The 25,314-nt window shown below is 56.8% G+C and carries 20 protein-coding genes and 1 rRNA gene; 7 read left to right on the top strand and 14 right to left on the bottom strand.

The annotated features are described in order from the left end of the window. Positions 1–165: ribosomal RNA gene (locus ACVWZJ_RS12360) — 16S ribosomal RNA — on the bottom strand; the annotation flags it as partial. Positions 166–496: 331 nt separating this feature from the next. Between ACVWZJ_RS12360 and ACVWZJ_RS12355 the strand changes: the two genes are divergently transcribed. Continuing rightward, positions 497–1,195, top strand: a complete 699-nt coding sequence (locus tag ACVWZJ_RS12355; protein WP_414341852.1) for a pirin family protein — start codon at positions 497–499, stop codon at positions 1,193–1,195. A gap of 200 nt (positions 1,196–1,395) precedes the next feature. Here ACVWZJ_RS12355 and tsaE read toward each other — a convergent pair whose 3' ends face one another. Together tsaE and lgt are read right to left on the bottom strand one after the other, a co-directional pair. Next, on the bottom strand, positions 1,396–2,031 hold the full coding sequence (gene tsaE / locus ACVWZJ_RS12350) for a tRNA (adenosine(37)-N6)-threonylcarbamoyltransferase complex ATPase subunit type 1 TsaE (RefSeq protein WP_457396244.1): 636 nt from the start codon (positions 2,029–2,031) through the stop codon (positions 1,396–1,398). Between the two features lie 3 nt (positions 2,032–2,034). Beyond that, on the bottom strand, positions 2,035–2,859 hold the full coding sequence (lgt, locus tag ACVWZJ_RS12345; protein WP_011433548.1) for a prolipoprotein diacylglyceryl transferase: 825 nt from the start codon (positions 2,857–2,859) through the stop codon (positions 2,035–2,037). 235 nt (positions 2,860–3,094) lie between these two features. Between lgt and recA the strand changes: the two genes are divergently transcribed. After that, positions 3,095–4,219, top strand: a complete 1,125-nt coding sequence (gene recA, locus ACVWZJ_RS12340) for a recombinase RecA (protein ID WP_414351429.1) — start codon at positions 3,095–3,097, stop codon at positions 4,217–4,219. A 16-nt stretch (positions 4,220–4,235) separates the two neighbouring features. Here the strand turns inward: recA and ACVWZJ_RS12335 are convergent, their stop codons facing one another. Both ACVWZJ_RS12335 and ACVWZJ_RS12330 read right to left on the bottom strand, forming a co-directional pair. After that, entirely contained in the window at positions 4,236–5,048 is an 813-nt protein-coding gene (locus tag ACVWZJ_RS12335) for a TrmH family RNA methyltransferase (RefSeq protein ID WP_457396242.1), read from the bottom strand. 80 nt (positions 5,049–5,128) lie between these two features. Then, positions 5,129–6,502, bottom strand: a complete 1,374-nt coding sequence (locus ACVWZJ_RS12330) for a 16S rRNA (cytosine(967)-C(5))-methyltransferase (protein ID WP_457396241.1) — start codon at positions 6,500–6,502, stop codon at positions 5,129–5,131. Between the two features lie 70 nt (positions 6,503–6,572). On the opposite strand from ACVWZJ_RS12330, the gene hisA reads away from it, so the two are divergent. Both hisA and ACVWZJ_RS12320 read left to right on the top strand, forming a co-directional pair. Then, positions 6,573–7,358 carry a 1-(5-phosphoribosyl)-5-[(5-phosphoribosylamino)methylideneamino]imidazole-4-carboxamide isomerase gene (gene hisA, locus ACVWZJ_RS12325; RefSeq protein ID WP_457396239.1) on the top strand — a complete coding sequence of 262 codons (786 nt, stop codon included), beginning with the start codon at positions 6,573–6,575 and terminating at the stop codon, positions 7,356–7,358. A gap of 137 nt (positions 7,359–7,495) precedes the next feature. After that, positions 7,496–8,686 (top strand): M20 metallopeptidase family protein, encoded by a 1,191-nt coding sequence (locus ACVWZJ_RS12320; protein ID WP_457396238.1) that lies wholly within the window; start codon positions 7,496–7,498, stop codon positions 8,684–8,686. Between the two features lie 13 nt (positions 8,687–8,699). On the opposite strand, the gene ACVWZJ_RS12315 is transcribed toward ACVWZJ_RS12320, so the two are convergent. The 7 genes from ACVWZJ_RS12315 to ACVWZJ_RS12285 form a co-directional block, all read right to left on the bottom strand. Then, entirely contained in the window at positions 8,700–9,269 is a 570-nt protein-coding gene (locus ACVWZJ_RS12315) for a hypothetical protein (RefSeq protein WP_011433554.1), read from the bottom strand. Between the two features lie 124 nt (positions 9,270–9,393). Next, on the bottom strand, positions 9,394–11,100 hold the full coding sequence (locus ACVWZJ_RS12310) for an ATP-binding protein (RefSeq protein ID WP_011433555.1): 1,707 nt from the start codon (positions 11,098–11,100) through the stop codon (positions 9,394–9,396). Further along, the gene (locus ACVWZJ_RS12305) at positions 11,100–11,693 is read right to left on the bottom strand and encodes a hypothetical protein (protein ID WP_011433556.1); all 594 of its coding nucleotides are present in this window, start codon (positions 11,691–11,693) and stop codon (positions 11,100–11,102) included. Before ACVWZJ_RS12305 ends, ACVWZJ_RS12310 begins: the two co-directional genes overlap by 1 nt. Further along, positions 11,690–12,883 carry a DNA double-strand break repair nuclease NurA gene (locus ACVWZJ_RS12300; RefSeq protein WP_011433557.1) on the bottom strand — a complete coding sequence of 398 codons (1,194 nt, stop codon included), beginning with the start codon at positions 12,881–12,883 and terminating at the stop codon, positions 11,690–11,692. The genes ACVWZJ_RS12305 and ACVWZJ_RS12300 overlap by 4 nt, the downstream gene beginning before the upstream one ends. Beyond that, entirely contained in the window at positions 12,873–16,469 is a 3,597-nt protein-coding gene (locus ACVWZJ_RS12295; protein ID WP_148202745.1) for an AAA family ATPase, read from the bottom strand. Before ACVWZJ_RS12295 ends, ACVWZJ_RS12300 begins: the two co-directional genes overlap by 11 nt. 2 nt (positions 16,470–16,471) lie before the next feature. Further along, positions 16,472–17,764 carry a metallophosphoesterase family protein gene (locus ACVWZJ_RS12290; RefSeq protein WP_011433559.1) on the bottom strand — a complete coding sequence of 431 codons (1,293 nt, stop codon included), beginning with the start codon at positions 17,762–17,764 and terminating at the stop codon, positions 16,472–16,474. A gap of 180 nt (positions 17,765–17,944) precedes the next feature. After that, positions 17,945–18,838: a bestrophin family protein gene (locus ACVWZJ_RS12285; protein ID WP_011433560.1), complete on the bottom strand. Its 894-nt coding sequence runs from the start codon at positions 18,836–18,838 to the stop codon at positions 17,945–17,947. 255 nt (positions 18,839–19,093) lie between these two features. Here ACVWZJ_RS12285 and ACVWZJ_RS12280 point away from each other — a divergent pair, with 255 nt between their 5' ends. Continuing rightward, positions 19,094–19,585: a helix-turn-helix domain-containing protein gene (locus ACVWZJ_RS12280; RefSeq protein WP_011433561.1), complete on the top strand. Its 492-nt coding sequence runs from the start codon at positions 19,094–19,096 to the stop codon at positions 19,583–19,585. On the opposite strand, the gene ACVWZJ_RS12275 is transcribed toward ACVWZJ_RS12280, so the two are convergent. Both ACVWZJ_RS12275 and tatA read right to left on the bottom strand, forming a co-directional pair. Then, positions 19,586–20,422: an anti-sigma factor domain-containing protein gene (locus ACVWZJ_RS12275; RefSeq protein WP_011433562.1), complete on the bottom strand. Its 837-nt coding sequence runs from the start codon at positions 20,420–20,422 to the stop codon at positions 19,586–19,588. It lies immediately after the preceding gene. Between the two features lie 226 nt (positions 20,423–20,648). After that, on the bottom strand, positions 20,649–20,894 hold the full coding sequence (tatA, locus tag ACVWZJ_RS12270) for a twin-arginine translocase TatA/TatE family subunit (protein ID WP_011433563.1): 246 nt from the start codon (positions 20,892–20,894) through the stop codon (positions 20,649–20,651). 223 nt (positions 20,895–21,117) lie between these two features. Between tatA and ACVWZJ_RS12265 the strand changes: the two genes are divergently transcribed. Together ACVWZJ_RS12265 and glgB are read left to right on the top strand one after the other, a co-directional pair. After that, a complete protein-coding gene (locus tag ACVWZJ_RS12265) occupies positions 21,118–22,593 on the top strand; it encodes a dihydrolipoyl dehydrogenase family protein (RefSeq protein WP_041437425.1) in 1,476 nt (491 codons plus the stop codon). Between the two features lie 60 nt (positions 22,594–22,653). Continuing rightward, positions 22,654–24,945 (top strand): 1,4-alpha-glucan branching protein GlgB, encoded by a 2,292-nt coding sequence (glgB, locus tag ACVWZJ_RS12260; RefSeq protein WP_011433566.1) that lies wholly within the window; start codon positions 22,654–22,656, stop codon positions 24,943–24,945. Positions 24,946–25,314: the final 369 nt, after the last annotated feature.

The following is a 25,314-nucleotide window of genomic DNA, read 5'->3' as shown; positions in this document are numbered from 1 at the left end:
TATGGGGTATTAGCAGCCGTTTCCAGCTGTTATCCCCCGCCTGAGGGTAGATTCCTACGTGTTACTCACCCGTCCGCCACTAACACCCGAAGGTGCCCGTGCGACTTGCATGTGTTAAGCATACCGCCAGCGTTCATCCTGAGCCAGGATCAAACTCTCCGTGTCAATTCAAGAGCTTGTCTCTGGAAAAATGGAAACTTGACAGGGTTGAATATGCAGCCACCAGCCGACTCAGGGAGCCTGCTGTGCTGCTTGGCGATGGTTGACTGAACGAGTTACTTGTCAAGGTTCTGGGGCGCCGGGGCTGGGTGGCCTTGTGGCGCTTTACTACCCTATCCCCACCCCCACCACCCCGTCAAGATATCCAACCCAAAATTTTTGGCAAGTTTTTGGCGAGAATAGCAGGGAAAAGAAGAAATAAAACTGTTTGAATATTGACATTCTGACTGCAGAGTTAATAAGATGGTTGCGAGGGTCAGGTTTCGGAGAAACTGTGATGCTGACTTTGCGCAAGCGGGAAGAGAGGGGTCATGTCAAGCTCAGTTGGCTTGATACTTACCACTCATTTTCTTTTGGAGAGTACTACGACCCTCGCTACATGGGCTTCCGGGCTTTGCGGGTGATTAACGATGACCGAATCAGCCCGAGTGCTGGCTTTCCGACCCATGGGCACCGGGACATGGAGATCGTTACCTATGTTTTGGAAGGGATCCTTGAGCATAAAGACAGCTTGGGCACGGGATCTGTGATTCGTCCTGGTGAAATTCAACGGATGACGGCAGGCACAGGGATCTGGCACAGCGAGTACAACCACTCGGCAGATGAGGAGGTTCATCTGCTGCAAATTTGGATTTTGCCGGAGCAGGAAAACCTGGAGCCCAGCTATGAACAAAAAGCGACGGGTTTGACAGAGCATCCCAATGAGTTTTGTTTAGTTGCCTCTCGAGATGGGCGCCAGGGATCCGTGATTGTGCATCAGGATGTGAATCTCTATGCGGGGTTGATTGAGCCGGGACGCACCATTCACCGACACTTGGATGAGAAGCGCTACGGATGGCTGCAGATAGCTCGGGGCGATGTGACCCTGGATGGCTTGTTTTTGCGAGAAGGAGATGGCGTGGCTATTGCTAGGGAAAGCGAGCTCAACCTTTTCAGTGAAGAAGGGGCTGAGGTGCTGCTGTTTGATTTGGCCTGAGGATGACTTTTGGCTGAATTCTGGCTGTTTGCCTTGAGCTTATAGTCGTTTTAGGCTGGGGTGAAGCGACTGAACTGCTGAGAAGAGCCTTCTGGCTCCGTACATTCAACGTTTTAGGCGCGGGTGCAGTGTCCTAGTTGGAATCGAAATGACCATAAGTCTTTTGGGATCTCAACTTTTTCTTCTGCTTTCAAGTACTTTCAGGAGGAGAAGTGGATCCCTTCTTCGAGGTTTTGCTGAGTGAATTGAGAAAGAACTTGCTGCCAAAGGTGGCCAGTCTGGGATCCCTTTCCTTTGGCGTACAGGAGGCGGGCTCCTTCCTGCTGGGGATGGGGCTGTAGGCGCAGCCAGAGGTAGGTCGCAGGCAGATGGCGGAGGTACTGGGGCCACTCAATAGCGGTGATCCCACCTTGGCTCCAAAGTTCTTCTAGCCCTAGGTCTTCTAGGAGTGTGGATTCTTTCCCACCGGCGCGAGCGGCAGAAGAGGTCTCTAGGCGGTAGAGATCGCAATGGAAAAGAGGCATCCGTCCGGTGTGGTATTCCTGCACCAGCACGAAGGTGGGGCTGTCGATGGGTTCAGGGATCCCCAAGCCCTGCCCTAGTCCCTGCACAAAGGTGGTTTTGCCGCTGCCCAGATTACCTTCGAGAAGAATGACCAAGCCGGAAGTGGAGCCGAGGCTGCGGCTGGGAGGGGGAGATTTTTGTTGACCTGAAGGGGCGAGGAAGCCAAGGGCGGCTTGAGCTACGAGGGCCCCTAGTGATTGGGTAGCAGCGGCGGATGGCAGCAGCAGAGGGGAGGCTTGCTGCCAGAGCTCTTCATTCTGTTCGCTGGCCATGGCTTACAACTCCTTTGGGGCGGGGATCCCAGGCGAGGAAGTTGCCTCGTTTGGGTGAACAGAAACGCGTTTGGGAGCTGTCAAGATTGCGGCCAGGCCTGCTCCAATGAGCAACAGGCTCACCCCCTGCGCCACCCGCAGGGATCCCAGCATGAGGCTATCGGTGCGCAGGCCTTCGATCCAGAAGCGCCCCAGGCTGTACCCCACCAGGTAGAGGCCCAAGAGGGTGCCGGGGGGAAGCTGGCGCCGGTAGCTTAAAAAGAGCAGGAGCCCGAAGAGACCAAAGTTCCAGAGGGATTCGTACAAAAAAGTGGGATGGACGCGCGATCCATCAGGCAGCTGCAGTTGTACCCACAGAGGGCTATCCGGAGGCAACACCTTTCCGTAGGCTTCGTTGTTGAAGAAGTTGCCCCAACGTCCGATCCCCTGACCAAGGCTGAGGGAGGGAACAAGGCAATCGGCTAGCAACCAAAAACTCAGCCGGTGCCGCCGGGCGAACAGGTAAAGCGCCGCACTGCCGCCGATCAAGGCACCGTGAATGGCAATGCCCCCCTGCCAGAGGGCCAAGACCTGCCACCAAGGGCCATCTCGATAGCGTTCCCACTCAAAGGCCACATAGTACAGGCGAGCAAGGGGCAGGGATCCAACCACCAACCACACCAGCAGATCAGGCATGGAACTGGGGGGAAGGCCACGCCGAGCTGCCAGATGGCGAGCCAGGAGCAAGCCCAACACCATTGCCAGGCCGATCAATAAGCCATACCAGCGCAGGCTGAGCGGCCCCCAACTAAACACAACCGGGCCGGGGGATTGTAAGACCAAAGTCATGACCGTGGGGACATTCCTGAGCAGATCCCTTTAGCCCACTCTACCCGCTCTGCAAGGCTATGCAGAAGACCTGCCCTCACCCCCAGCCCCTCTCCCAGAGGAAGAGGGGAGTTAGGAACCGAGGCAAGGTACGAGCTGACTGCAGTTGGAGGGAGAGGGATCCGCTCAGAGCAAGGCGACAATGTTAGAATGCAGGCTCGATTTTCCACCACGACTCCTGGGGGGGATGCGGGTTATGGCCCGGAAAGCCGCTGCTGTGAACACTGCTGATGACTCGGACAAATTGAAGTCAGAAAAACGCAAAGCCCTGGAGCAGGTGTTAAGCCAGATCGAGCGGAATTTCGGCAAAGGGGCAATCATGCGCCTGGGAGATGCCACCCAGATGCGGGTGGAGACCATACCCAGTGGGGCCATCACCCTCGACTTGGCCTTGGGCGGAGGTTACCCAAAAGGGCGGATTATCGAAGTCTTTGGGCCGGAATCTTCTGGGAAAACTTCAATTGCCCTACATGCCATCGCCGAAGTGCAAAAACAAGGGGGAACGGCAGCTTTTGTGGATGCGGAACATGCGCTGGATCCCACTTACGCAGCAGCTTTGGGGGTTGATATTCAAAACCTGTTGATCTCCCAGCCGGACACGGGGGAGGCCGCCCTGGAGATCGTCGATCAGTTGGTGCGCTCTGCGGCTGTGGATATTGTGGTGGTGGATTCGGTGGCAGCGTTGGTGCCCCGTGCCGAGATCGAGGGGGATATGGGAGACGCCCATGTGGGATTGCAGGCCCGCCTGATGAGCCAAGCGCTGCGCAAGATTGCCGGAAATGTCAGCAAAACCGGATCCATCGTTCTTTTCTTAAACCAATTGCGCTCCAAAATTGGCGGCATAGGCTATGGCCCCCAGGAGACCACCACCGGCGGCAATGCCCTTAAGTTTTATGCGTCGGTGCGGCTGGATATTCGCCGCGTTCAAACCCTGAAAAAAGGTGCGGAAGAATACGGGATCCGAGCGCGGGTCAAGGTGGTGAAAAACAAAGTTGCCCCCCCTTTCCGGCGGGCAGAATTTGACATCATTTTCGGCCAAGGGATCTCCAACATCGGCTGCATCATCGATCTGGCAGATGAGATGGGCATTCTCAAGCGGCGCGGCTCTTGGTACAGCTACAAGGAGGAAAATGTTGCCCAAGGAAGGGACAATCTGGTTGTCTACTTGAAGGAAAACCCAGAGCTCCTAGCGGAGGTGGAAGCGGCTGTGCGGGAGAAACTTTCTGCGGGGGTGACGGTTTCCGCCAGCCGGCCGGCAGCGATGGAGGAGGGAGAGCAGGAAGAGAATGAGGATGCGGTCTTTGTAGAGGAAGAGTTTTGAGGGAGCAGCTAGCTGTTCAGGGAGCGCTTCCTGAGCGAGATCGCCGCTGGCGCAGGGCCTCGTAGAGCAACAACCCCCCCGTCATAGCGACGTTCAGAGATTCGACACCCTCGGCCATCGGGATCCGCACCTGGGCATCGGCCTGTTGGATAGTCGCTTCCCTCAGGCCAGCCCCTTCGTTGCCCAGGAGAAAAAGGGTAGGGCGGGTGAGATCTTGATCCCAGTAGCAGTTTGCTGTGGGGGAGAGGGTAGCAGCCAAGACTTGGATCCCGTGGCAACGGCAGCTCTGGATCCAGGCGGCTAGGTCGGGCACGACTTGGGGCGGACGGCGAAACCACTGGCCGGCAGAGGCCCGCAAGACTTTGGGGTTTTCGGGATCGACGCTGTCTGCGCTTAGCCAAAGGCCGTCGGCTCCTGCGGCGGCCACGACTCGGATTAGGGATCCCAAATTGCCTGGATCTTGCAGCGTTTCCACCACAAGGCCCAAACGTAACTTGGACAGGGGGGGAGAGGAAATCTGCCGACTGACGGCCACGGCCACGGCTCCTTCGGGAGACTCGGTGGTACAGAGTGCCGCCATGACTTCTGGGCTGACGGGTTGCCGCCGTAGGCCCTTGGGCAGATTGGCCAGCAATTGTGGGTAACGCTCAGCCCACTCAAGCGTGTAGCAGAGAGCCTGCAGGGGCCAGCCAACTCGCAGGGCTTCTTCGATGAGGTGGGATCCCTCTACCAAAAAGGCGCCCTGTTCCCGCCGGCCTTTGCTGCGGTGCAACTGCCGCAACTTGCGGATCCAGGGGTTTTTCGGACTGGTCAGCAGCTCAGAAGCCATGTGGCAATGGTTAAGGTACTCCCCAAGTCTTCGGCGTTGCTGCCCTCACCCCCAGCCCCTCTCCCAGAGGGAGAGGGGAGTTAGTAACCGGAGCGGCGCAGCCGTTGGATAAAAAATCCATCCCGATCCTGTCGGTGGGGCCAAATGAGCAGGGGATCCCCTTCAGCAGCCCAATTGGGGTGGCTGTCGAGAAAGGCTTGAATGATCTCCTCGTTTTCGGCAGGGTGCAGCGTGCAGGTAGCGTACACCAACACCCCGCCCGGCTTAAGCCAACGGGCTGCCACCTGCAGAAGCTGAGCTTGCAGGTGGGCCAATTCAGGGATCCGCTCTGGAGTCTGCCGCCAGCGAGCGTCAGCATGGCGGTGCAAGGTGCCTAGGCCGGAGCAGGGGGCATCCAGCAGTACGCGGTCAGCACTCTGCCAGGGGGGCAAGGGGGCAGGGGGTAAGGACTCCGTCCCGCTGACGCGATCGGCGGCAGCGCTCAGGGATAACAGGTCGATGGCCAGGGGACGGATTGAGCTCAAGCCCAGGCGCTGCCTATTTTCCTCCAGGCGCCGCAGACGGTGGGGGTGGCGATCCAAAGCCCAGATTTCCCCCCGATCCTGCATGTGTTGGGCTATTTGGGTGGTCTTGCCGCCCGGAGCAGCGCAGCAGTCGATCACCCGCTCCCCTGGCTGGGGATCCAGGCAATGCACCACCTGCTGGGCACTGGCATCTTGAACGCTCCACCAACCCTGGGCAAAGCCGGGCAGGGCCGTGATGTCGCCAGCATGATCCTGAAGTCGCAAGGCACCCGGCACCTCGGAGATGGGGAGGGCAGGGATCCCGGCTGCTGCCAAGGCTTGAATGACTTTATTCACATCTGCCCGCAGTGGGTTGACCCGCAAATCCAGGTGGGGTGGCTGATTAAACCAAGCACACAACTGCTCCGTTTCCACCGGCCCCAGGCGCTCCCACCATAGGCTCACCAACCAGTCGGGAAAGCTGTGCCGGATCCCCAAAGCCTGAATTGGGTCGGCTGGCAGAGTGTCCTCGAGGGGCTTGAGGGGATCCTTCTCTGGCTGATCCAACACTTGCCGCTGGTAGGCGCGCAAGATGCCGTTCACCACCCCTGTCAGGGATCCCAGCCCCATCTGGCGGGCCAATTCCACGCTGGTGTGGATGGCAGCGCTGGGGGGGATGTGATCCAAAAAAGCCAGCTGGTAGAGGCCAAGGTGCAGAATGAGCCGCAAATCGGGCGGTTGCTTGTGGGCAGGACGTTGGGCAAAGCAGTCGATTAGGGCGTCGAGGGTGCGACGACGGCGGGTAACGCCGTACACCAGCTCGCTGACCAGGCGGCAGTCGGCAGGGATCAGGTGGCTGTGGGCCAACAGGTGCTCTAGCACCACGTCAGCATAGGCGTTTTGCCGCTCGATCTTCTGCAAGGCCAAGAGGGCCAGTTGACGTGCGTTCATGGTCGCCCCAAAAGGTTTTCCCATTCTCCCCCCTGGGCGATACTGGAGAAGCCCCTAAGGGATCCCAATCATGCCTTACACCAGCGCCTTCTTAGAGGTGATCCCCGCCATCGACCTTTTGCAGGGCCGCGCCGTGCGCCTTTACCAGGGGGATTACGCCCAGGCAGAACAGGTAGCCGACGACCCGATCCAACAGGCCGAAGCTTGGGCGGCACAGGGTGCTCCTCGCCTGCATGTGGTGGATTTGGACGGGGCCAAAAGCGGGGATCCGATTAACCTGCCTACCATCGAGCGCCTGGTGCGCCAACTGGCCATCCCGATTCAGGTGGGAGGTGGGATCCGATCCCTGGAACGGGCGCGGCAGTTGTTGGATTTGGGGGTGGATCGGGTGATCGTTGGCACCCTGGCCGTGGAGGATCCTGACACCCTGGAGGCGATGACCCAAGCCTTGCCCGGTCGGGTTTGGGTGGGGATCGACGCTCGGCAAGGGCAGGTGGCCACCCGCGGCTGGCTGAGCACCACTCCCCTGCGGGCTCCTGAGCTAGTGCAACGGGTGCAAGCCCAAGGAGCTGCCGGGATCATCTATACCGACATTAGCCGGGATGGCACCCTGGCCGGGCCCAATTTAGAACAGCTGCGCCAGATCCTAGCCGTCTCTCAAGTGCCTGTAATTGCTTCGGGAGGGATCGGCTCGCTGACCGATTTGCTGGCTTTGTTGAGCTTGCCCCGTTTGACAGGGGCCATTTTGGGCAAGGCCCTCTACTCAGGGGCGATCTCCTTGCAGGAAGCTTTGCGAGCAGTGGGGCCGGGCCGTTGGCAGGATCTGCCGCCGGAAACCGGATCCCTGTGGGCCTAGATGTCCACCTCGACGCCGAGCGGAAAGCAGCCTCAGCAATGCCATACTGGGCAAAATCGACAGGCAACTGCATGCAACCAACACTGGCCATCGGTGAAGGTTTTCCAAGACATTTTTGTTTTTTTGTTTTTCAGGTCATGTCCTTTCCCGCACTTCGCCCTGCTGTTCGAGCTTTACAACCCGAGTTGGTGACCTGGCGCCGCCACATCCACAAGTATCCTGAGCTGGGCTTCCAGGAGAAGCAAACCGCCGCCTACATCAGCCAGCGCCTGAAAAGCTGGGGGATCCCGCACCAGACCGGCATTGCCCACACCGGCATCGTGGCCACCATTGAGGGAGAGCAGCCGGGGCCGGTTTTGGCGCTGCGGGCCGATATGGATGCCCTGCCCATTCATGAGGCCAATGAAGTCGAGTACCGCTCCGCCATCCCCAACGTCATGCACGCCTGTGGCCACGACGGCCATACGGCCATTGCTATGGGCACCGCCAAGCTGCTGCAACAGCACCGTCAACACCTCAAGGGCACGGTCAAGGTCATTTTTCAACCTGCCGAAGAAGGCCCCGGCGGAGCCAAGCCCATGCTGGAGGCGGGGGTTCTGAAAAACCCGGATGTGGAAGCCATCCTCGGCCTACACCTGTGGAATAATCGCCCTCTGGGCACTATTGGCGTGAAAAGTGGCCCCTCGATGGCCTTTGCCGACCGCTTTCAGATTCAGGTGATCGGGCGAGGCGGACATGCTGCCCTTCCCCAACAAACAGTGGATGCCATTGTGGTGGGATCCCACATTGTCAATGCTTTGCAGACCATCGTCTCCCGCAGTGTGGATCCGCTGCAGCCGGCGGTGGTGACGGTGGGCCGCTTCCGGGCTGGCGATACCTTTAACGTCATTGCCCCTAGAGCTGAGATTTGGGGCACCGTGCGCAGCTTTCAGCCGGAAGTGCGGGATTTGATCTCAAAACGTATGGAAGAAATCGTTGCCGGCATTTGCCAAGCCTACGGGGCCACCTACGAGTTTCAGTACGAACGGGGCTATCCGGCGGTTCAAAACGATCCTGCTATGGCAGCTCTGGTGGAACAGTCTGCCCGCGAGGTGTTTGGCCCAGAGGCGAGGATCATCCCAGAGATGACCATGGGCGGAGAGGATGTCTCGTTTTTCCTGAATGAGGTGCCTGGCTGCTACTTTTTCCTGGGATCCGCCAACCCCGAAAGGGGCCTGAACTACCCTCACCACCACCCCCGCTTCGACTTCGATGAGGCTGCCCTTGGCATTGGGGTAGAGCTGTTCCTGCGCTGCATTGAGAACTACACCGGGCAAGCCTTGAGTTAGCGGGAAACCTCGGCTAGGGCCTGAGCAGCTCAGCCCCTCCGCTACCAGGGAGCAGCAAAGGTTGCATGGGTTCTGGGGTGGGTAGGGCGGGGACAGGATTCAAGTCGGCGGGAATGTAGAGGGGTTTGGGGTCGGGATCCCCACCGAAGGCCAGCACAAGGGCTTCCAGCAGGGCCTGTCGCTGTTGCCGGTTCAGGGCTTGCACAGCTGCCTTGTCTTGGGCGTAGGGGTTGACCGTGAGGCGGTCGGCACCGGGATACCGTTGGGCGATGATTGGCTCGTTGGCATCGAAATAGTCTGCCAGCGTCAGTTGCCAGTCAAAGCGGTCGGTGGGGGAGCGACCGGCCACCTGCAGGTGATAGATCATCATTCGCCGCACCAAAGTATCCTCTTCAGGTGCGGGGCCGCCATCGTTGGGGTTAATAGGGGTGTAGGTGTTTTCCAGCGGCAGATCCGGCAATGCCTCGTACACCCGCCGCGCCGCTTCGGGGATCAGCCGCAACTGAGCATAGGCAGGCCCGGATCCCAGCAGAACCGCAACGGCAATGCCCAGGAAGCTTGGCAAAAGGGCTTGTTTCCTCATCCTGCTCGCCCCAAAACTTGTTTCTGTGAAATGAATTGTATTGCAATCAAGCAGTGGTTTCGGATTGTAGATTTGGCAGATTCAGCGATTGAGATCAGGCCACAGTTGGAGTTTTGGGCCATTGCTAATCAATGCTGAGTCCATCCACCACTTGAGGTTGAGGACGCGGTTTGAGAGGGGCTGACTGAGCCAAGCGATCCCGTTGGTGGTGCTCTTGGGAATGCCTTTGCCAGAGGCCAAGAATATCCAACGTTTCGCCGCCATGCTGCGTGTAGCGCTGCCGCACTTTGCACAGTACAGGGGTATTGACGCACACCCCGGAGATGATCACCTGACCTTTGCTCAAGGCGGGCAATTCCTGTAACAGATCCCGTCCGGCAGCCTCGACACTGTGGCGCAAATTTTCCTGATCGGCAGGGTTGACAATTCGCATCAAAAATTGGCTCATGCATTGAGACAGAATATCCGAGTCCAACTTGCCAGGGCGTTGCGTGATCAGCCCTACTCCCAGTCCAAACTTGCGTCCTTCGCTGAGGATGGTGCGCAGCACCTGTTTGCAACGGGAAGGCTCGTGGGCAGGGGCAAACCGATGGGCCTCTTCCAGCAAAATAAAGACGGGATAAGGCAAGTAATTTTCGTCCCCCGGCTGGATCTTGCCTTTGTGGGTATTGATCCGAGCATAGTTGGCCTGGCGCAAGATGGCAGCAGCGATCACCTGCTGTTCTTCTTGGCTGATCTCATGCATTTGCAGGATGGTTACCTGCCCCGGCTCAAACAAGTCTTTGGGAGCTAGGTGTTGCAAATTGTCGAAATAGGGAGAACGGTCGATCTGTTCTAATTTCCACTCCAAAGCGGCGGCTGAGGATCCTTGGGATCCATCCTCTGCGGAATCAGCCTCGTTTACGGCATCGATTAAATCCTGAATCGTCCAGCGGAGTGGGTTAAATTGAGTTGTTCTGCGGAAGGCTTTTTCCAGAAAAGATTTTTGCCGATCGCTGGTTTCCGGCAGCAGGGTCAGAATATCAAAGAAGTTAAGAGAAGATACACGAATCTTAATTTCCTGTGGTGAAAGAACCTTGACTTTAGGACGGTAGCCGTCTTCCCCAAAAAACTTGGGGTGGGACTGCATCTCCGCCAGCGTATGGTATTCCCCGTGGGGATCGAAAATGAGGACGGCAGCTCGGTTTTTGGGCAAAAGCAGCTCTTCAATCAAAACCCCTGCTGTATAAGATTTGCCGGATCCTGTCCCCGCCAAAATGGCCAGATGGGTGCTGACCATTTCCTTGACGTCCAGTACTACGGGCACTGCTCCCTCATCGCGCAACAACAGGCTGCCCAAGTGAGCACCCCCAATGGCTGTTTCATCTCGTTTGTTCAAAATTGATTTCAGCAGACGATTGGAGGCCAGAAAAACCTTGGCACCGGGATCCGGAGCGCGGCGGGGGTTAATAAAGCCCATCTTCTGATTGAAATAGCCGATGACCTCGACGGTAACCGCATAGATTTCCGGATTGGGATGGGTGAAGCCCACCAGAGCCACAATGGTGCTGGGATCGATTTCGGTATCGGCAAAGATGCGATCGGGGATGTGATCCAGGAGCTGAACTTGGCTAATTTTACCCAAGATTTGCAGCGTTTGCGATTGGGGATCCTGGACTTCGTAATAGACGAAATCGCCCACCTTTACCGCTTGGGTATTGGAAGTGATGAAAACATATTGGTTGGAGGTTTCTCCAGGCCCTTTGACGGTGCCAATTACCTCTGGAGAGTCCTCAGTTGGAGAGAGGGTGGCTTCTGGATGGTGGCCATTATCGGTGATTTTTTGGGGCATTAGCGCATCGCTCCTACAGTCATTTTCCAGGCCAATTCTTTGCTTAAGATTTGCAGAGCTCGCCGTTGAGCTGGATCGGCAAACATCGGCGTAATGTCGTTCAAGACTTGGTAGATCAAATGATTGGCAAAGTTGCCGCCGCTACTCAGCAGCAAACCATAGTAGGAAAATTGGGTTTGACCTTGGGGATCCTGGTGAAAGCGCAGGATCTCTTCCCGGCTCATGCGAAAAACCGGCGTGTTTACAGGCACCACCACGCGTGGGATCCCTTGCCGGCCACAGCGGCGCTCTTCATCCAAGGCCCCGATTAAGACCACCGAGAGTAGCGTGCGCACCTCATTCTGCAGATCGGGGGAAAAATAGGGATCCGGCTGGCTGGAAAGGCGCGGCCCAGAATTGAGGAACATCGGATTCAGGAGTTGGGTATTGTAAACCAGACCTACAGCCCAGTGTCGCCGGTCGCTTTCTAGCTTGACAAAGCTGCCGAAGCCATAGTCATCAGGAGCCGGCGGATTTTTGACTTCTAAAGCATCGTCCACCTGCACCACATAATCACAGTGATTGTTGGAGCGAACTACCTTTCCCAATCTCATCGAACTCGTCTCCGCTGTAATTTACTTACTGTTTTCCGGGATAGCCTTAGGTTCAGCTTTTCGCGAGCGGCCCAATCTTGCATGAGACGCAAGAAAAGGTTGCGATCCTCATTGCGGATAACGGCTATTTGATCGGCTGTCTCCAGCACATAAGGATAACCTCGCCCAATCACCACCTCACAGCGAACCAGATCCACCAACCAGTCCAACAGTCCTGCCTCATAAACCCAAACGGGTATTTCCAGGCGAGCCGGAAAGTTGTCACTGGTGCGCAGGTAAACAAATCCCACTCGCTCTCGCATTTCTTGGTAGCGATTGAGGATCCCATCTTGGGGGTTGAGGCTGCCGCCGCGGGCACAGATGAAAAAAGGTGTGCGATCCCCCCACTCCAACCAGGGGCTGAGCAGTTGCGCATCGTGAAGCTGTGGAGCTTCGGGTAGGTCAAAACAATGCTTCAGCAACGCCACCAAATCGGAAGTGTAGGTGGTGTCTATGTAGGCCACGATAGGGATCCGGCTTTGCTCGCTGGCCCGCAGAAGCTGGAGCAAACACTGCACATAAAAGTCTTGGCTTTCTGGCTCAAAGACTTCGGCAAAAGTAGCCACCAGCGCCCCGTCCAAAAAGGCCAATTTTCGGGATCCCGGTTGAGATTTTTGAATGTATTCTACAAGTCTCTCGATTTCCATTTGAAAGCGGCGCATGTTAACCATTCGCTCTTTCGGTTCGCCGCTGCTGTCGGATCCCAGGTCCCTTGGAGTCAATACATCCACTTGAATGTCTTTTTCGTACAAGCCTGTTGCACAATGATGGTTTTCATACCAGCCAATTTGCACCAGCGCCACCGGTATTGACAGATCTTTGCTGGGATAAATCTGGGATCCATCTACGGCAAAGGTAGGAATATTTTCAATGACCGACTTCGCCCAATCGCGGCTTTCTTCGTAATTGGCCCATTCCTGCTCAAAAGGGATCCTCCAATTGGAGTAGCGATCCCACTCTGCAGTAGGTAAAGCGCCTGGGAAAGGGAATGGAGCTATTTTTTCGGCAATCTCTAGGCTTGACCACTGGCACAAGCTTTCCATGGCCTGCTTATAGTATTCTCTGCGCTCCGACAGCCTTTGATCAAAAGTGGCAAAGGCCTCCCGCTTTTGCTGCAACACTGCCAGGATCCGGTCGGCTCTAAACACCATAGGCGGGATCCCTCCCTACCGACTTGGATCCGGAGTGCCTTTCCACCCGAATAACATTTTCTGTCATTTGCTCAAAGGTATCGTCGTGGCTGATGACAAACAGCTGCTCAAAAGATCGCAGGTTGGTAATAGCCTCTGCCAGCCGCTGTCGCCGTTGGGTATCCATATTGGTGGTGGGCTCATCGAAAAAGGCAATATTTAGTTGTCCCAACACCTTGAGTAAAGCCAAGCGCACTGCCAAGGCCGCCGACATTTGCTCTCCCCCGGAAAGGCTGGCAAACCGCCGTTTAGGGCTGCCGGCTTCTTGAACGCGGATCTCATAATCGGCTTCCCAGGTCAGGGTGACGTTGGGACGGTTGAGAATTTCTCGGAAGAGGTGATCGGCGGTATGGTTAATCTGCTGCAGGTAGTATTGGGTAACTTGGGGGCCGGCTTTTCTGTAGGTCTCTCGGCTGAATTTGATAAAGCGGTGTAGGCGTTCTCTCTCAGTTTTTTCGGCCTCGACTTGCTTTAAGCTGGCCTTGGCCTGTTCCAATTGCCGCAACTTTTCCTCAATTTTGCTCAGTTGAGGAGCTAAGCTCTCCAGTCGGGCTTGGGCTTCAGCTTTTTGAATTTCGGTGGCCTGCAGAAGGGATCGAAGATGCTCATGCTCCTGCGGTCGATACAGAGCAGCTAAGGGATCCCGTGCTGCGCGAAGTTGGGAAAGCTGAGTTTGCAGTTGCTGCCGCTGGGCGTTTAGCTCGGCCAGTTCCTGTTCCCGCTGGGGAAGCAATTGGGCAATGGGTTCTGCCTGCAGATAGCGCTCGTGATCTAAACGGTATCGTTCGCGTTCTTCCTGCAGGGATCCCAGCTCTCGATCCAGATGCTCCGTTTGGCATAGGGCCTCCTCGATAGGGTTGAGTGCGGCCTGTAAATCCTGAAGCTGCTGCAGGCAGTCGGCCTGCATTTGTAAATACTGCTTTTCCTGTTTTAGCTCTGCTTTGAGCCGTTCGGCTTGACTTCTGGGATCCCCCAGAGATTTTAAGGTTTTGGCGGCTTTTTCAATTTGGGCTTGCAGGTCATCTTTGGATCCCTCTGTTTGTTCCCAGCGGTCGATCTGGGCTTGTTTTTCTTGCTTGGCTTTCTGGATTTGATCTAGGGCCAACTGGGCCGCTTGGAGTTCATCTTGCCGTCGGGGCAAACTTTGGGCAAGAGGCTGCATGCGGATAAAGGTCTCGTAGTTGTTGCGGTGCCGGCCTTGTTCTTCCCGCAAAGCTGCAATTCTTTCATCCAGATCTGAAAGCGGTTGCAGCTGCTCTTCTAGGGCTTGTATCTGCTGTTGGAGTTGCTGAACATGGGCCGCTATTTGTTGATATTCTTGCTCAACCCTAGACTTGCGGCTGAGATCTCTTTCCAAGCGCTGGATTTGCCCTCTGGGATCCCCCAGTTCTTGCAGCGCCTGGCCAATTTCCTGTTGTTGCCGAAGGAAGGTGGGCTCAGCCTCAAGATCCCAGTGAAGGTCATCAATTCTGCTTTGTCGTTCGGCTTGCAACTGCAGCAGTTGCTGAATTTGGGCTTGTAAATCGGGTATTTGTGCGGTTAGGCCGAGCAAGGGTTGCAAAGTCCTGAGTTGTTTTTGGATGTTGGACAACTGCTGACGAAGTTGGGGCTCGGAAGTTTGGGGAGCCAGATCCTGCAAAATCTGATGGATGGACTGGAGCAACTGTTGGCTGAGTGCTGAAGATCGAGTGAGTACCTCTGGGATCCGCTGCCACAGAGATTGAAGTTGGGGATAGTTGTGTCGCTGCGCTTCCAATTCGTCCAGAAGTTGCCGGATGCTGTGATGGTGTTGAGCCAATTGATCCGAGCCCTGCTCAAAAAGGGCTTGTAGCTCCTGTTGAAATTGACGAGCTGCGGCAATGCGGCTGAGCTGAGTTTGCAATCGCTCCTGTTGAGTTTCGAGCGCAGGAATGGCGGCTACCCGCTCCAAATCCGCCTGCCGTTGTCTCAGTTGGAGCTGCAGTTGTTGCAATTGGACTTGGCCTTGTTCCTGCTCCGTTTCCCGTTGTTTGAGTTCAAGGCGCAGAGCCTGAAAGGAAGCCAACTTCTCGCCAAGTTGGGAGTGGCGCTGCTCCAGGGAGGCCTGCCGTTCACACAGGGGTTGCAGCTCAAGTTTTTCCGCCTCCATTTTTTGGAAGATCTGGAGTTGTTGCTGATATTCGGATCCCTGCAGCTCCAATCGATGCAGTTGATGTTGCAAAGTTTCCCGTTGAGCCAGTAAAGTTTGTCGGGTTCGCCGCAGCGCTTCCTGCTCTGCAATGAGGGTTTCCAACTGCAAATAACGGTTGTAGGTCAATTGATGCTGCCGACATGTGGCCTGGGCCTGTTCAGCTTCTTGCACTCGGCTTTGTAGCAGTTGACAGCGCTCGGCGTGGGCTGTCCATTCTGCCTGGATCTGTTCCCATTCGCGGTGCAGGTGTAGCAACGTGTTGAGCTGTTGAGTCCAATAGGTCTGCTGACGCTCTAGCTCCTCTTGGGCCTGAATTTGCGGGGTTAGCTCCTCTAGCTCCTGCTTCCAGCGCTGCTGTTGGCTTAACTTTTCTTGAAGTCTTGCCAATTGGTTTTCGATATGCTGCTTTTGCGAGAGCAAAGCATCCCGCTGTTTCAGCCACTCCAAGCGTTGCTGTTGCTGTTTTTCCAGCTCCCGCAAGCGAGCTTCTGTGGCCAAAAAATGCTGAGATCCCTCCCAGTATTGCTGTTGCTGCGCTTGAGCTTGCCTGGCCTCTGCCCATAACTTTTCTGCCTGCTCAAGAGATACCTGAAGCAGGGATCCCTTTTGCTCCAGTTGGGCAATCTGGTGATCTAAAGTTTGGATTTGCTCAAGCCATTTCTCCAGTCGCTCGATCTCAAGCTTAACCTGATCCAGAGTGTGGATCGATTGACTCAAGCGCTCTTGCCAATAACTCAGTTCTTGTTGGATTTTCTGCCGCTCCGCTTGCAGCGGATCCCACTCCTGTAGCTGTTGGCGGAGCAATTCAATTTGATGATTAATGGCCTGAATCTGCGCCTCGCTGTATTTTTCGACCGCCAACAGGTCTTTGGCTACCTGCTGGTACTCTTCCACCTTTAAGATGCGATCGAAAACTTCTTTGCGATCTCGACCGGTTTTGAGAAAGTCTGCCGTGAAAGTCCCTTGGGGCACCCCAATCGTTGTGGCAAAGAGCCGCGCCAGGTCGGTACCGGCAGGTACGCCCAAATGTTGCCTCAGCCACGGCAGCACATCGGACTTGCGCTCATACTCTAGGCGCTGCTTCAGCTGGGGATCAAAGAGACGATATCCCTGCGTTACGCTGCGGCGAACATCGTAGGTGCGCTGATCCCATTGGGAGATAAATTGCACAGTCACCACTGCGTCGTTGGCCCCGGAGCGAATGATTTCTTCTTGGCTGTAGGGGCAGTAGTCGAACAAAACCCAGGCAATGGCTTCCAAAATGCTGGTCTTGCCCGCTCCGTTTTCTCCGCAAATGGCGTTAATACCTGGCTCAAACGTGAAGACGGCATCCTCATGAGATTTGAAGTTTTGTAAAGCGAGAGAGAGGATCCGCATAATCAGTCTTCTGCTCCCCATTCGCGACAGCGATGCGGAGCATCAAAAGCTCCCCTTAGGTGAGCATACACTTCAGATTCTCCTTGCCCATCCAAAACCTTTTCTTTAAGATCCAGAAGCAGCCGCGCTAGCTCTTCACTGCGTTTGCGGTAGTGGGCATGGCTGCTCAGCAGATCCCTGTAGATTTTCTCTTCGATTTGTAGCCTCTGCCCCTCTTCTTCCAAGGAAAGGGCAGCCGACCCGAGCTCTAAAGTATTGGCCTCAAAACGAAACAGAACCAGCAAGGCGCCGGTAAGCTGCTGAATTTGACACTGTAGGGCGCGGCTATCCAGCTCATGCTTGGCGAACCCCACCTGTCCCACCAGCCGCAACTCCACCATCGGCTCCATCTCACTTTCCTGAAAACGGGATCCCTTAGCCAAGGCAATGGCTGCTGCGGCAATCTGTTCGGGGGTTTCTCTGCCCTTGGCCTCCAGATAGAGCCGGCGGCGGGGCCGCTGATGGTAATCCTGCACCAACTCCGCTTGGGGTGGGCCATCTCCCCAGCGGACGCGATAGGCCCCCCGTTGGAAGTCCCATTCGGCAGTGCTGTTGGCCTCCAGGGATCCCGGGTTGAAGATCCACCCCCCCTCGGAATAGCTTTTGTGAATGTGTCCCAAGGCCAGGTAGCCCACTCCTGCCTCCCGCAAGGGCAACAGATCCCGGTAGCGCAAAGCGCCTTGGTAACGGGCAATTTGGCCTTCTAGACCGTGGTGGAACATCAACACCACCCGTTCTGGGCCGGGGGGCAACCGTCGAATGGCCGCCGCCAACTGCTCAATCGACCTGGGAGCTGCCGATCCGTACCACTGGGATCCGATCACCCGCACCCCACAGGGCAAATCCAGATACCCTCCCCGCCCACCCGCCCAGGGACGCAACTCCAGGCCCTCTTCCCCTGCTTCCGGCTCCAGCAGGATCAACTCCCCGTGATCGGCCAAGTACCTCAGCCAACTGGTTTTCACGCCATAGGGACGGTTGTCGTGGTTGCCCTCGATGGCCAACACCGGAATCCCGGCCTGCTGCAGCTCCCGCAAGACGATCTGGGCTTGGTTGAGAACGCCGGGCTGAATCTGCCGATGCTCGAACAGATCTCCGGCGATGAGCACAAAGTCCACCGGATCCTGAATGGCATAGCGCCGGACAACATCCCGAAAAGCCAAAAAGAAGTCCTTGCTCCGCTCCGGGCTGTCGTAGCGGTCATAGCCCAGATGCACATCGGCCAGGTGTAAAAATGTGCAGGTTGAGCAGGCCATCCCCAGAGCACCTCGGCAAATTGTCCACAGTTTAGCAAACCCATCTTGTTCCCTACCCAAGATATAGGGATCCCTTCCTCTCAATCATCGGGTTCGCCCCGGCTATCTCCACTAGGGGTAGGTGCCGGCTGAGGATCTGAAATGGGCAGCTGCCCTGCCATCCAGAACGGCGAGAGTTCCCTAAGTGGAATTGATCAAATCCGCAATATTGTGCTTCATCTTGTTGCAAATGTTATCGAGGGGCAGATCATTGGGATCCCGGCCAAAGGGATTTTCAATTTCGATGCCGATCTCTTCAACGCCAAACAACATAAAGCTCAGCCATCCCACAATGGGGCCGGTCATCCAACCCAAACCTTCCACCATCTGAAACGGCAAAGATAAACAGTAGAGCAATAACAACTGCTTCAAGTGCAGGGCATAAGCCATGGGCATTGGGGTCATGAGAATGCGCTCGCAAGCCCCCAGCGCATCCACCATGCTGTTGAGCCGCTCCACCATGATCGTGAGCTGGTAGACCTCAACGCGGCCCTTTTGGTATTGTCGCTGTAAGTAATCTCCGATCCAAAAGGCAATCTGCAAAGGGGGATGGTTGAGGCTTTGGAGACGTTGCAACTGCTCCGGGCTGAGGAGGGGCTGAATCTCATCCAGCAGAGGTTCCTGGCGCAAGTGCTGTTTCATGGCCATGGCAAAAGCGGGCAATAGATATAGAGTTTGGATCTTCTCTTCCCGGTCGCCGGGTTGCTTTTCTTCAATGGCTACCCAAATCAGGCGGGCCAAATTGCGCACGTCATTCACCACGGATCCCCAGGCTTTCCGCCCCTCCCAGAACCGTTCGTAGGCGGTGTTTGTCCGAAACACCAGCATCAAACCCAAAACGATGTTGGGCACAAACGCCACCAACGACGACAGCGCCAGGGGCAGCCCCAGCTTATACAGAATCGAAACCAGCACCCCGGCCAAGCCGCAGATAAAGGCGCGGGGCAGCACTGCCGGCACAACTGATCCTTGCAACTGCAGGGCCAGGCGAAACCAACGCAGCCCCTCTCCTGCAAGATACTTGCGAAGAACCATAGTGCAGCGTCGGCAAGCTTGCCCTCTGATCCTACAGCCACTCCTACAGCCACGGCCTGCCGCCCTAGAGGGGATCCCTTGCCCGCCTATCCTGAAAAGCGACGAGGGTAGCCTGTTAGAGATTTTTCAGTTCGAGATTCTGTAAATGTCAAGCAATGCCCAGGCAAACTTCACGAACAACTTCCAAAACCCCAAGTTACTGTGGTAGACTCTCCGCCAGGCAACGAATTCAACGCTGTTCTGCGACGCCCCAACATGGCTGGAGTCCTCAAGCTCGACATTCGGGAATCGGCTGAAGAGCTCAAATCCCTACTAAGCAAGCAGTCTACACCGACCGGGAAGGAGCGGGTTCAAGCTCTCTACCTGCTCAAGATTGGGAAAGTCAAGACGATGACAGGCTTGGCTGAAATTCTGGGGCGGGACATCTCAACGATTTTTCGATGGTTTCAACGCTACAAGGCCAAGGGGCTAGAGGGCATGTTGACGGTGCCCCGCAACCAAGGGCGCAAACCCCTCATCCCCAAGCCGGTTTTGGAAATCCTCAAGCAGGAGCTGCATCAGCCTGGCCGATTCCGTACCTACAGCGACATCCGCGAATGGCTGCGGGAAACCCACGGTGTGGATGCTTCCTACAAAGTTGTGCATGAAACTGTTCGCTACCGTCTCAAGGTGCGCTTGCGGGGATCCCATGCTAAGCGGCGCAAGAGCGGGGGACAAACTCCCCAGCCATCCCCCCATCTCTCTTGATCAGGGCTGGGCAGCAGGGATCCAGAAACTGCTCTGCAGCAGAGGCGGGCCTGTGGGGGATTCGCTTCCTCCTGCCGGTTCAAGGGTGACGAGAAGGCGGGTCGGCTGCTCAGAATGGATGGGTTGACTGAGCCACTGCAGGGATCCTTCCCCGTTGACGGCAAAAGTGCCGGCGTTTTCCAGCAGTCGTCCCCCTCCCTGGACATCCGACTCCAGCCACAGTTGATAGGTGCTCCCTGGGGGGGCGGGAGCCATCTCCGAGGCCAATAGCAGCACCTGCTTGGCATGGGGCGACCAGAGGGCTTGCACCAACAGGGGAGTGCTGAAGCTGGGATCCCGCAGCAGGGTTCGCTGCACCTGCGGTTGTCGTTGCCACTCTTGGTAGAGCCGTTGAACTGCCACCGACTCTCCCTCGATGGGGGATCCCCACTGCCAGCGCAGCCGCCAGTAGGCCGCTGTTATGTCTACCGCGTAGATCCCCAGCACTGCCAGGCTGCCCCAGAGAAGACGTTGCGGCCACAGGGGAGCCGAAGTTTGAATGGAGAGGGGGGCAGGTAGCCAAGCCCAACGCCGCAGCCGTTCCCTAGCCTGAAAGGCTGTCAACTCGTAGAGCCACAGAGCCACTGAGCGATCCCGCTGCAGGTCAAAGGCATTGGCGTGTTTCCAGCAGAACTCGAACACCTGCCGCACCACCTCTTCCGCCTGGTGAGGTTGCTTGAGAATGGCCAAGGCAATATCCAGCAGGCGCTTCTGATAGCGATCCTTGAGCAAAAAGTGGCTGCGGCGATCCCGCAGTTGGATCTGGCGCATCAACTCGAAATCGGTCAGCTCAGCCATACCACCTCTGGGGCATCCGATGGGCCTATCCGGGCTGATCCTGGCTCAGCCGGTAGCGCCGGTCCGGGAAACTTTCCAGAACTATACACTAGCCCTGGATCTGGCTCCCTTGCGAGCTGACTTTACTTCTGATCGAAGCCGGCTTGGATCCCCCCTCTCGACAAGATCCCCAGTTGCGGCAGCACGTCCCTGGCAGAAGTTGGGATCCCACCCCTCTCCGCGACCCTCAGGCGGCATCCTTCTCCACCACCTTCTCCACCTTTTCCGTGCCGGCAGGCTCGTCATCGCTGCTGGGGTTGTTCATCTCTTGTTTGAAACTCCGCAACGCTTTGCCAAAGGCGCTGCCCAACTCCGGTAGCTTCTTGGGGCCAAACACGACCACCGCGATCACCCCAATCACGGCCAGCTCTGGCAGGCCCATGCCGAAGATGCTCACGGCCAGGATAGGTTCGCTCGGCAGCAGGATAGTCATAAGTCCCCAAACCCTGAAAAGTAGAACAGACGGATCAACCCAGCTTGCAAGGGATCCATCCGTCCCACTCTAACAAGTTCTTCTCCCATGCAGAAAGGGTGTGGAAAGGGATCCCCTTCTCCCATCCTGCCCCCGGCCCACTCAAGACATAGGATGGTGCTATCTTTTGCCGATTCCTGGGATCCCTTGCCCGATTCTCCTGTTTAAAAGTTTAAAAAAAGCCATGCCTGTCTCCTACGATATTGTGGTCATTGGCGCCGGTGCAGCGGGTTTGGTGGTGGCCAGCGCTGCGGCCCAACTGAAGGCCAAGGTGCTGCTGGTGGAAGGAAGCGACCGCCTGGGCGGAGATTGCCTCTGGTATGGCTGTGTGCCCAGCAAAGCCCTTCTTCACGTGGCCCATACCGTCCATCGGATTCGCCAGGCCATGGCTGCCGGTTGGGTAACTCTCCCTGGCCCAGCAGGGATCTCGGTGGATTACCTCAAGGTGTACGAACACATTCGCTCTGCCCAGAGCTACATCGCCAACCACGCCGATTCGCCAGATCGCTTCCGCCAACTGGGGGTGGAACTGGTGTTTGCCAAGGGCCACTTTGTGGATGGGCGCACCTTTGAGGTGGCAGGACGGCAGGTACAGGCGCGGGCTTTTGTCATCGCCACCGGATCCCGTCCTTGGGTTCCCCCCTTGCCGGGCTTGGCCGAGGCGGGCTATCTGACCAACGAATCGATCTTTGACTTGACCCGCTTGCCCAAATCGGTGGCGGTGATAGGGGCGGGGCCGGTAGGCTGCGAGTTGAGCCAAGCTCTGGCCCGTCTGGGATCCGAGGTGACCCTCATTGCCAGCCGCGAGCGCATCTTGCCCAAGGAGGATCCCGAAGCCGCCCAGGTGGTGCAGCAACAGTTGACCCAAGATGGGATCCGCATCCTCACCCGGGTACGCGCCACAGCAGTTGGCCAAGAGCAAGGGGCAAAGCTGCTTTCCCTAAAGGCCAATTCCGGGGCAGGCACCGCCGCTGCAGGTGATCAAGTGATCCGTGCAGAAGAGATTTTGGTGGCCGCCGGTCGGATCCCGAACGTGGAAGGGCTGGGTCTAGAAGCCGCCGGCGTGCAGTACACCCCCCAAGGGATCCAGGTGAATGCCAAGCTGCAAACCCGCAATCCCCGCATCTACGCCTGTGGGGATGTCATCGGCGGGCCGCAATTTACCCATGTGGCGGCCTACGAAGGGGCAGTGGCCCTGGTCAATGCCCTGTTTTTCCCCCTCAGCCAAGCGCGTTATCGTGTCATTCCTTGGGCCATCTTCACCGAGCCGGAGCTGGCCCGTGTGGGCCTCACCGAAAGCGAAGCCCGGCAGCAATACGGCAAGGATGTGGTGGTGCTCAAACAGGAGTTTGCCGATGTGGATCGGGCCCAGGCAGAAGCCGCCCCCCTGGGCTTTGCCAAATTGATCTGTCGGCGCAACGGCCAGATTTTGGGGGCGCACCTGGTGGGATCCCAGGCGGGAGAGCTGATTCATGAAGTGGTTTTGGCCATGAGCCGGCGGCTGCCCGTCTCTGCCCTGACCGGGATCCACATCTACCCCACCCGCTCGGAGGTGAATGCCAAGGCGGCCCTGCAGCACCGCAGGCAACAATTGGCCACCAACCCCCGCCTGCAGAACTTCTTGCAGGGATTCTTTGCCTGGAGGCGGGCCTGGAGCTGACAGCGCAAACTGGGGGTCAGCCACCGCTAGACTAGAATGGTCATTTACTGAGGGTTCCCGATGGGCTTTCTCCTGTCTGCTGAACAAGTGGGTCAGTTTGTTTCCAACCAATGGCAGGATCCCTATGCCGTTTTGGGCCCCCAGCAGATAGAAGAGGCCGGGAAATCCTTTGGGTTGGTGCGCGCCCTTGTGCCCAATGCTCGGCAGGTTTGGCTGGTGGAACGCGCCACTGGACAGGCTTACCCGATGCAGCCGCTGCACCCGGAAACGCTATTCGAGCTGCGCTTTGAGCCGGGAACCCCTCTGCCGGACTATTTTTTGCGGGCCCAACGGGTCTGGGATCCCCAAGGGGAACACTTGGAAGAATGGGAGGATCCCTACCGCTTTCCCTTGGAGAAGGTCAACCACATTGGCGAGCTGGATCGCTACTTGTTCAACGAGGGGAATCACCACCGCATTTACGACAAGCTGGGCGCCCATCTCATCACGGTGGATGGGGTGAAGGGGGTGCATTTCGCCGTCTGGGCTCCCAACGCCCGCAACGTCAGCGTTATCGGCGATTTTAACCACTGGGACGGGCGTCAACACCAGATGAAGCGGCTGGGCGAAAGCGGCATCTGGGCGGTGTTCATCCCCGGCATAGGGCCAGGCGCCATCTACAAGTACGAGGTGAAAACTTCCTGGGGGGATATCTACGAAAAATCGGATCCCTATGGCTTTCAACAGGAGGTGCGCCCCAAAACCGGCTCCATCGTAGCCGACCTCAACACCTACACCTGGCACGACCAAGCCTGGCTGGAAAAACGCGCCGCCACCGATCCCCTGCGCTCGCCGATTTCGGTTTATGAGGTGCATCTGGGATCCTGGATGCACGCCTCGGCTGAAGATCCACCTGCCGAAGGGCAAAGTGTGCTGGTGGACCAAAAGCCCAACACTCGCTTCCTCACCTACCGCGAGCTGGCGGACAAATTGATCCCCTATGTGAAGGAGCTGGGCTTTACCCACATCGAGCTGTTGCCGGTGGCAGAACACCCCTTCGATGGCTCTTGGGGCTATCAAGTGATTGGCTACTATGCCGTAACATCCCGCTATGGATCCCCGCAAGACTTTATGTATTTTGTCGATCGGGCTCACCAAGCCGGGATCGGCGTGATTGTCGATTGGGTGCCCGGGCATTTCCCCAAAGATGGGCATGGGCTGGCTTTTTTCGACGGTACTCACCTGTACGAGTACGCCGACCCTCGCAAAGGCGAGCACAAAGGTTGGGGCACTTTGGTCTTTAATTATGGCCGCAACGAGGTGCGCAATTATCTGGTGGCCAATGCCCTTTTTTGGTTCGAGAAATACCACATCGATGGGATCCGGGTGGACGCGGTGGCCTCGATGCTTTATCTGGATTATGACCGCAAAGAGTGGATCCCCAATCCCTACGGCGGGCGGGAACACCTCGAAGCCATCGACTTTTTCCGGCAGCTCAATACCCTCATTTTCAAATACAACCCCGGTGCGCTTTCCATTGCCGAAGAATCTACTGCTTGGCCGATGGTAACTTGGCCAACCCATGTGGGTGGGCTGGGCTTCAACTTGAAGTGGAACATGGGTTGGATGCACGACATGTTGGATTATTTCCACATGGATCCCTGGTTCCGCCAGTTCCATCCCCATTTGGTCACCTTCAGCCTCATGTATGCCTTCAGCGAAAATTACATGCTGGCCTTTTCTCATGATGAGGTGGTGCATGGCAAGAGCCACATGTTGGGCAAAATGCCGGGGGATCATTGGCATAAGTTCGCCAGTCTGCGGGCTTTGTATGGCTACATGTTCACCCACCCTGGCAAGAAAACCTTGTTCATGAGCATGGAGTTTGGCCAGTGGAATGAGTGGAATGTTTGGGCAGATCTGGACTGGGAGCTGCTGCAGTATGAACCCCACGCCAAGTTGCGCCACTACGTGGCCAGCCTGAATCACCTGTTGCGCTCTGAGCCTGCCCTGTATACCCAAGACACCAAACCGGAGGGGTTCCGCTGGATCGACTGCAGCGATCATCGCGGCATCGTTTCCTTCATCCGCTATGGGGAGGATCCCAGTGAGTGGGTGGTGGTGGTTTGTAACTTCACGCCGGTGGTCTGGCCCAATTACCGCATTGGGGTACCGGAACGAGGTTTTTATCGAGAGCTGCTCAACAGCGATGCTGTGGAGTTTTGGGGCAGCGGGGTAGGCAATTTGGGGGGCAAGTGGACAGACGACTGGGCCTACCACAACTTGCCCTACTCCCTCGAGCTCTGCCTGCCGCAACTTTCTACCTTGGTGCTGAAATGGCAGCCGCCGCAGCCGGTCGAGTCCCAGAATTGACACCCTGCTGGCTTCCTTCCGCCGCACTGGGAGGACGGGTCTGGAGACTTCGTTTTTTGGCCATTTGTAGTCCTTTCAAGCTGGATTGAGACAATCCCCAAGCGCTCCATACCGCTTCCGAGATCACCCCCAGTCCTCTTCCCAGAGGGAGAGGGGAGTTGGGAAGCAATGGGATGGAAATGTTTCATTTCGTTTCATTCTTATTTAAAATGACTGTGGGCGTGGGTGCAGTGTTCTAGTTTGAATCGAAATGACCATAAGGCAGACATAACTGAGTGCTACGGGCAGGTTTTTTCTGAGAGGATTTCAGCAATGGCCGCAGCCACCCGCTCTTGTTGACAGGTGGTCAACTCAGGAAAACACGGCAAA

The sequence above is a fragment of the Thermostichus sp. OS-CIW-29 genome (genome assembly GCF_054058195.1).
The sequence above is the reverse complement of the archived record's forward strand: the minus strand, read 5'-3'. Positions and strand labels throughout refer to the sequence as shown.

What these genes read in the sequence shown, in the direction of transcription:
- ACVWZJ_RS12355 (WP_414341852.1), top strand. Translation starts at nt 497, where the DNA reads ATGCTGACTTTGCGCAAGCGGGAAGAGAGGGGTCATGTCAAGCTCAGT.
- tsaE (WP_457396244.1), bottom strand. Translation starts at nt 2,031, where the DNA reads ATGGCCAGCGAACAGAATGAAGAGCTCTGGCAGCAAGCCTCCCCTCTG.
- lgt (WP_011433548.1), bottom strand. Translation starts at nt 2,859, where the DNA reads ATGACTTTGGTCTTACAATCCCCCGGCCCGGTTGTGTTTAGTTGGGGG.
- recA (WP_414351429.1), top strand. Translation starts at nt 3,095, where the DNA reads ATGGCCCGGAAAGCCGCTGCTGTGAACACTGCTGATGACTCGGACAAA.
- ACVWZJ_RS12335 (WP_457396242.1), bottom strand. Translation starts at nt 5,048, where the DNA reads ATGGCTTCTGAGCTGCTGACCAGTCCGAAAAACCCCTGGATCCGCAAG.
- ACVWZJ_RS12330 (WP_457396241.1), bottom strand. Translation starts at nt 6,502, where the DNA reads ATGAACGCACGTCAACTGGCCCTCTTGGCCTTGCAGAAGATCGAGCGG.
- hisA (WP_457396239.1), top strand. Translation starts at nt 6,573, where the DNA reads ATGCCTTACACCAGCGCCTTCTTAGAGGTGATCCCCGCCATCGACCTT.
- ACVWZJ_RS12320 (WP_457396238.1), top strand. Translation starts at nt 7,496, where the DNA reads ATGTCCTTTCCCGCACTTCGCCCTGCTGTTCGAGCTTTACAACCCGAG.
- ACVWZJ_RS12315 (WP_011433554.1), bottom strand. Translation starts at nt 9,269, where the DNA reads ATGAGGAAACAAGCCCTTTTGCCAAGCTTCCTGGGCATTGCCGTTGCG.
- ACVWZJ_RS12310 (WP_011433555.1), bottom strand. Translation starts at nt 11,100, where the DNA reads ATGCCCCAAAAAATCACCGATAATGGCCACCATCCAGAAGCCACCCTC.
- ACVWZJ_RS12305 (WP_011433556.1), bottom strand. Translation starts at nt 11,693, where the DNA reads ATGAGATTGGGAAAGGTAGTTCGCTCCAACAATCACTGTGATTATGTG.
- ACVWZJ_RS12300 (WP_011433557.1), bottom strand. Translation starts at nt 12,883, where the DNA reads ATGGTGTTTAGAGCCGACCGGATCCTGGCAGTGTTGCAGCAAAAGCGG.
- ACVWZJ_RS12295 (WP_148202745.1), bottom strand. Translation starts at nt 16,469, where the DNA reads ATGCGGATCCTCTCTCTCGCTTTACAAAACTTCAAATCTCATGAGGAT.
- ACVWZJ_RS12290 (WP_011433559.1), bottom strand. Translation starts at nt 17,764, where the DNA reads ATGGCCTGCTCAACCTGCACATTTTTACACCTGGCCGATGTGCATCTG.
- ACVWZJ_RS12285 (WP_011433560.1), bottom strand. Translation starts at nt 18,838, where the DNA reads ATGGTTCTTCGCAAGTATCTTGCAGGAGAGGGGCTGCGTTGGTTTCGC.
- ACVWZJ_RS12280 (WP_011433561.1), top strand. Translation starts at nt 19,094, where the DNA reads ATGGCTGGAGTCCTCAAGCTCGACATTCGGGAATCGGCTGAAGAGCTC.
- ACVWZJ_RS12275 (WP_011433562.1), bottom strand. Translation starts at nt 20,422, where the DNA reads ATGGCTGAGCTGACCGATTTCGAGTTGATGCGCCAGATCCAACTGCGG.
- tatA (WP_011433563.1), bottom strand. Translation starts at nt 20,894, where the DNA reads ATGACTATCCTGCTGCCGAGCGAACCTATCCTGGCCGTGAGCATCTTC.
- ACVWZJ_RS12265 (WP_041437425.1), top strand. Translation starts at nt 21,118, where the DNA reads ATGCCTGTCTCCTACGATATTGTGGTCATTGGCGCCGGTGCAGCGGGT.
- glgB (WP_011433566.1), top strand. Translation starts at nt 22,654, where the DNA reads ATGGGCTTTCTCCTGTCTGCTGAACAAGTGGGTCAGTTTGTTTCCAAC.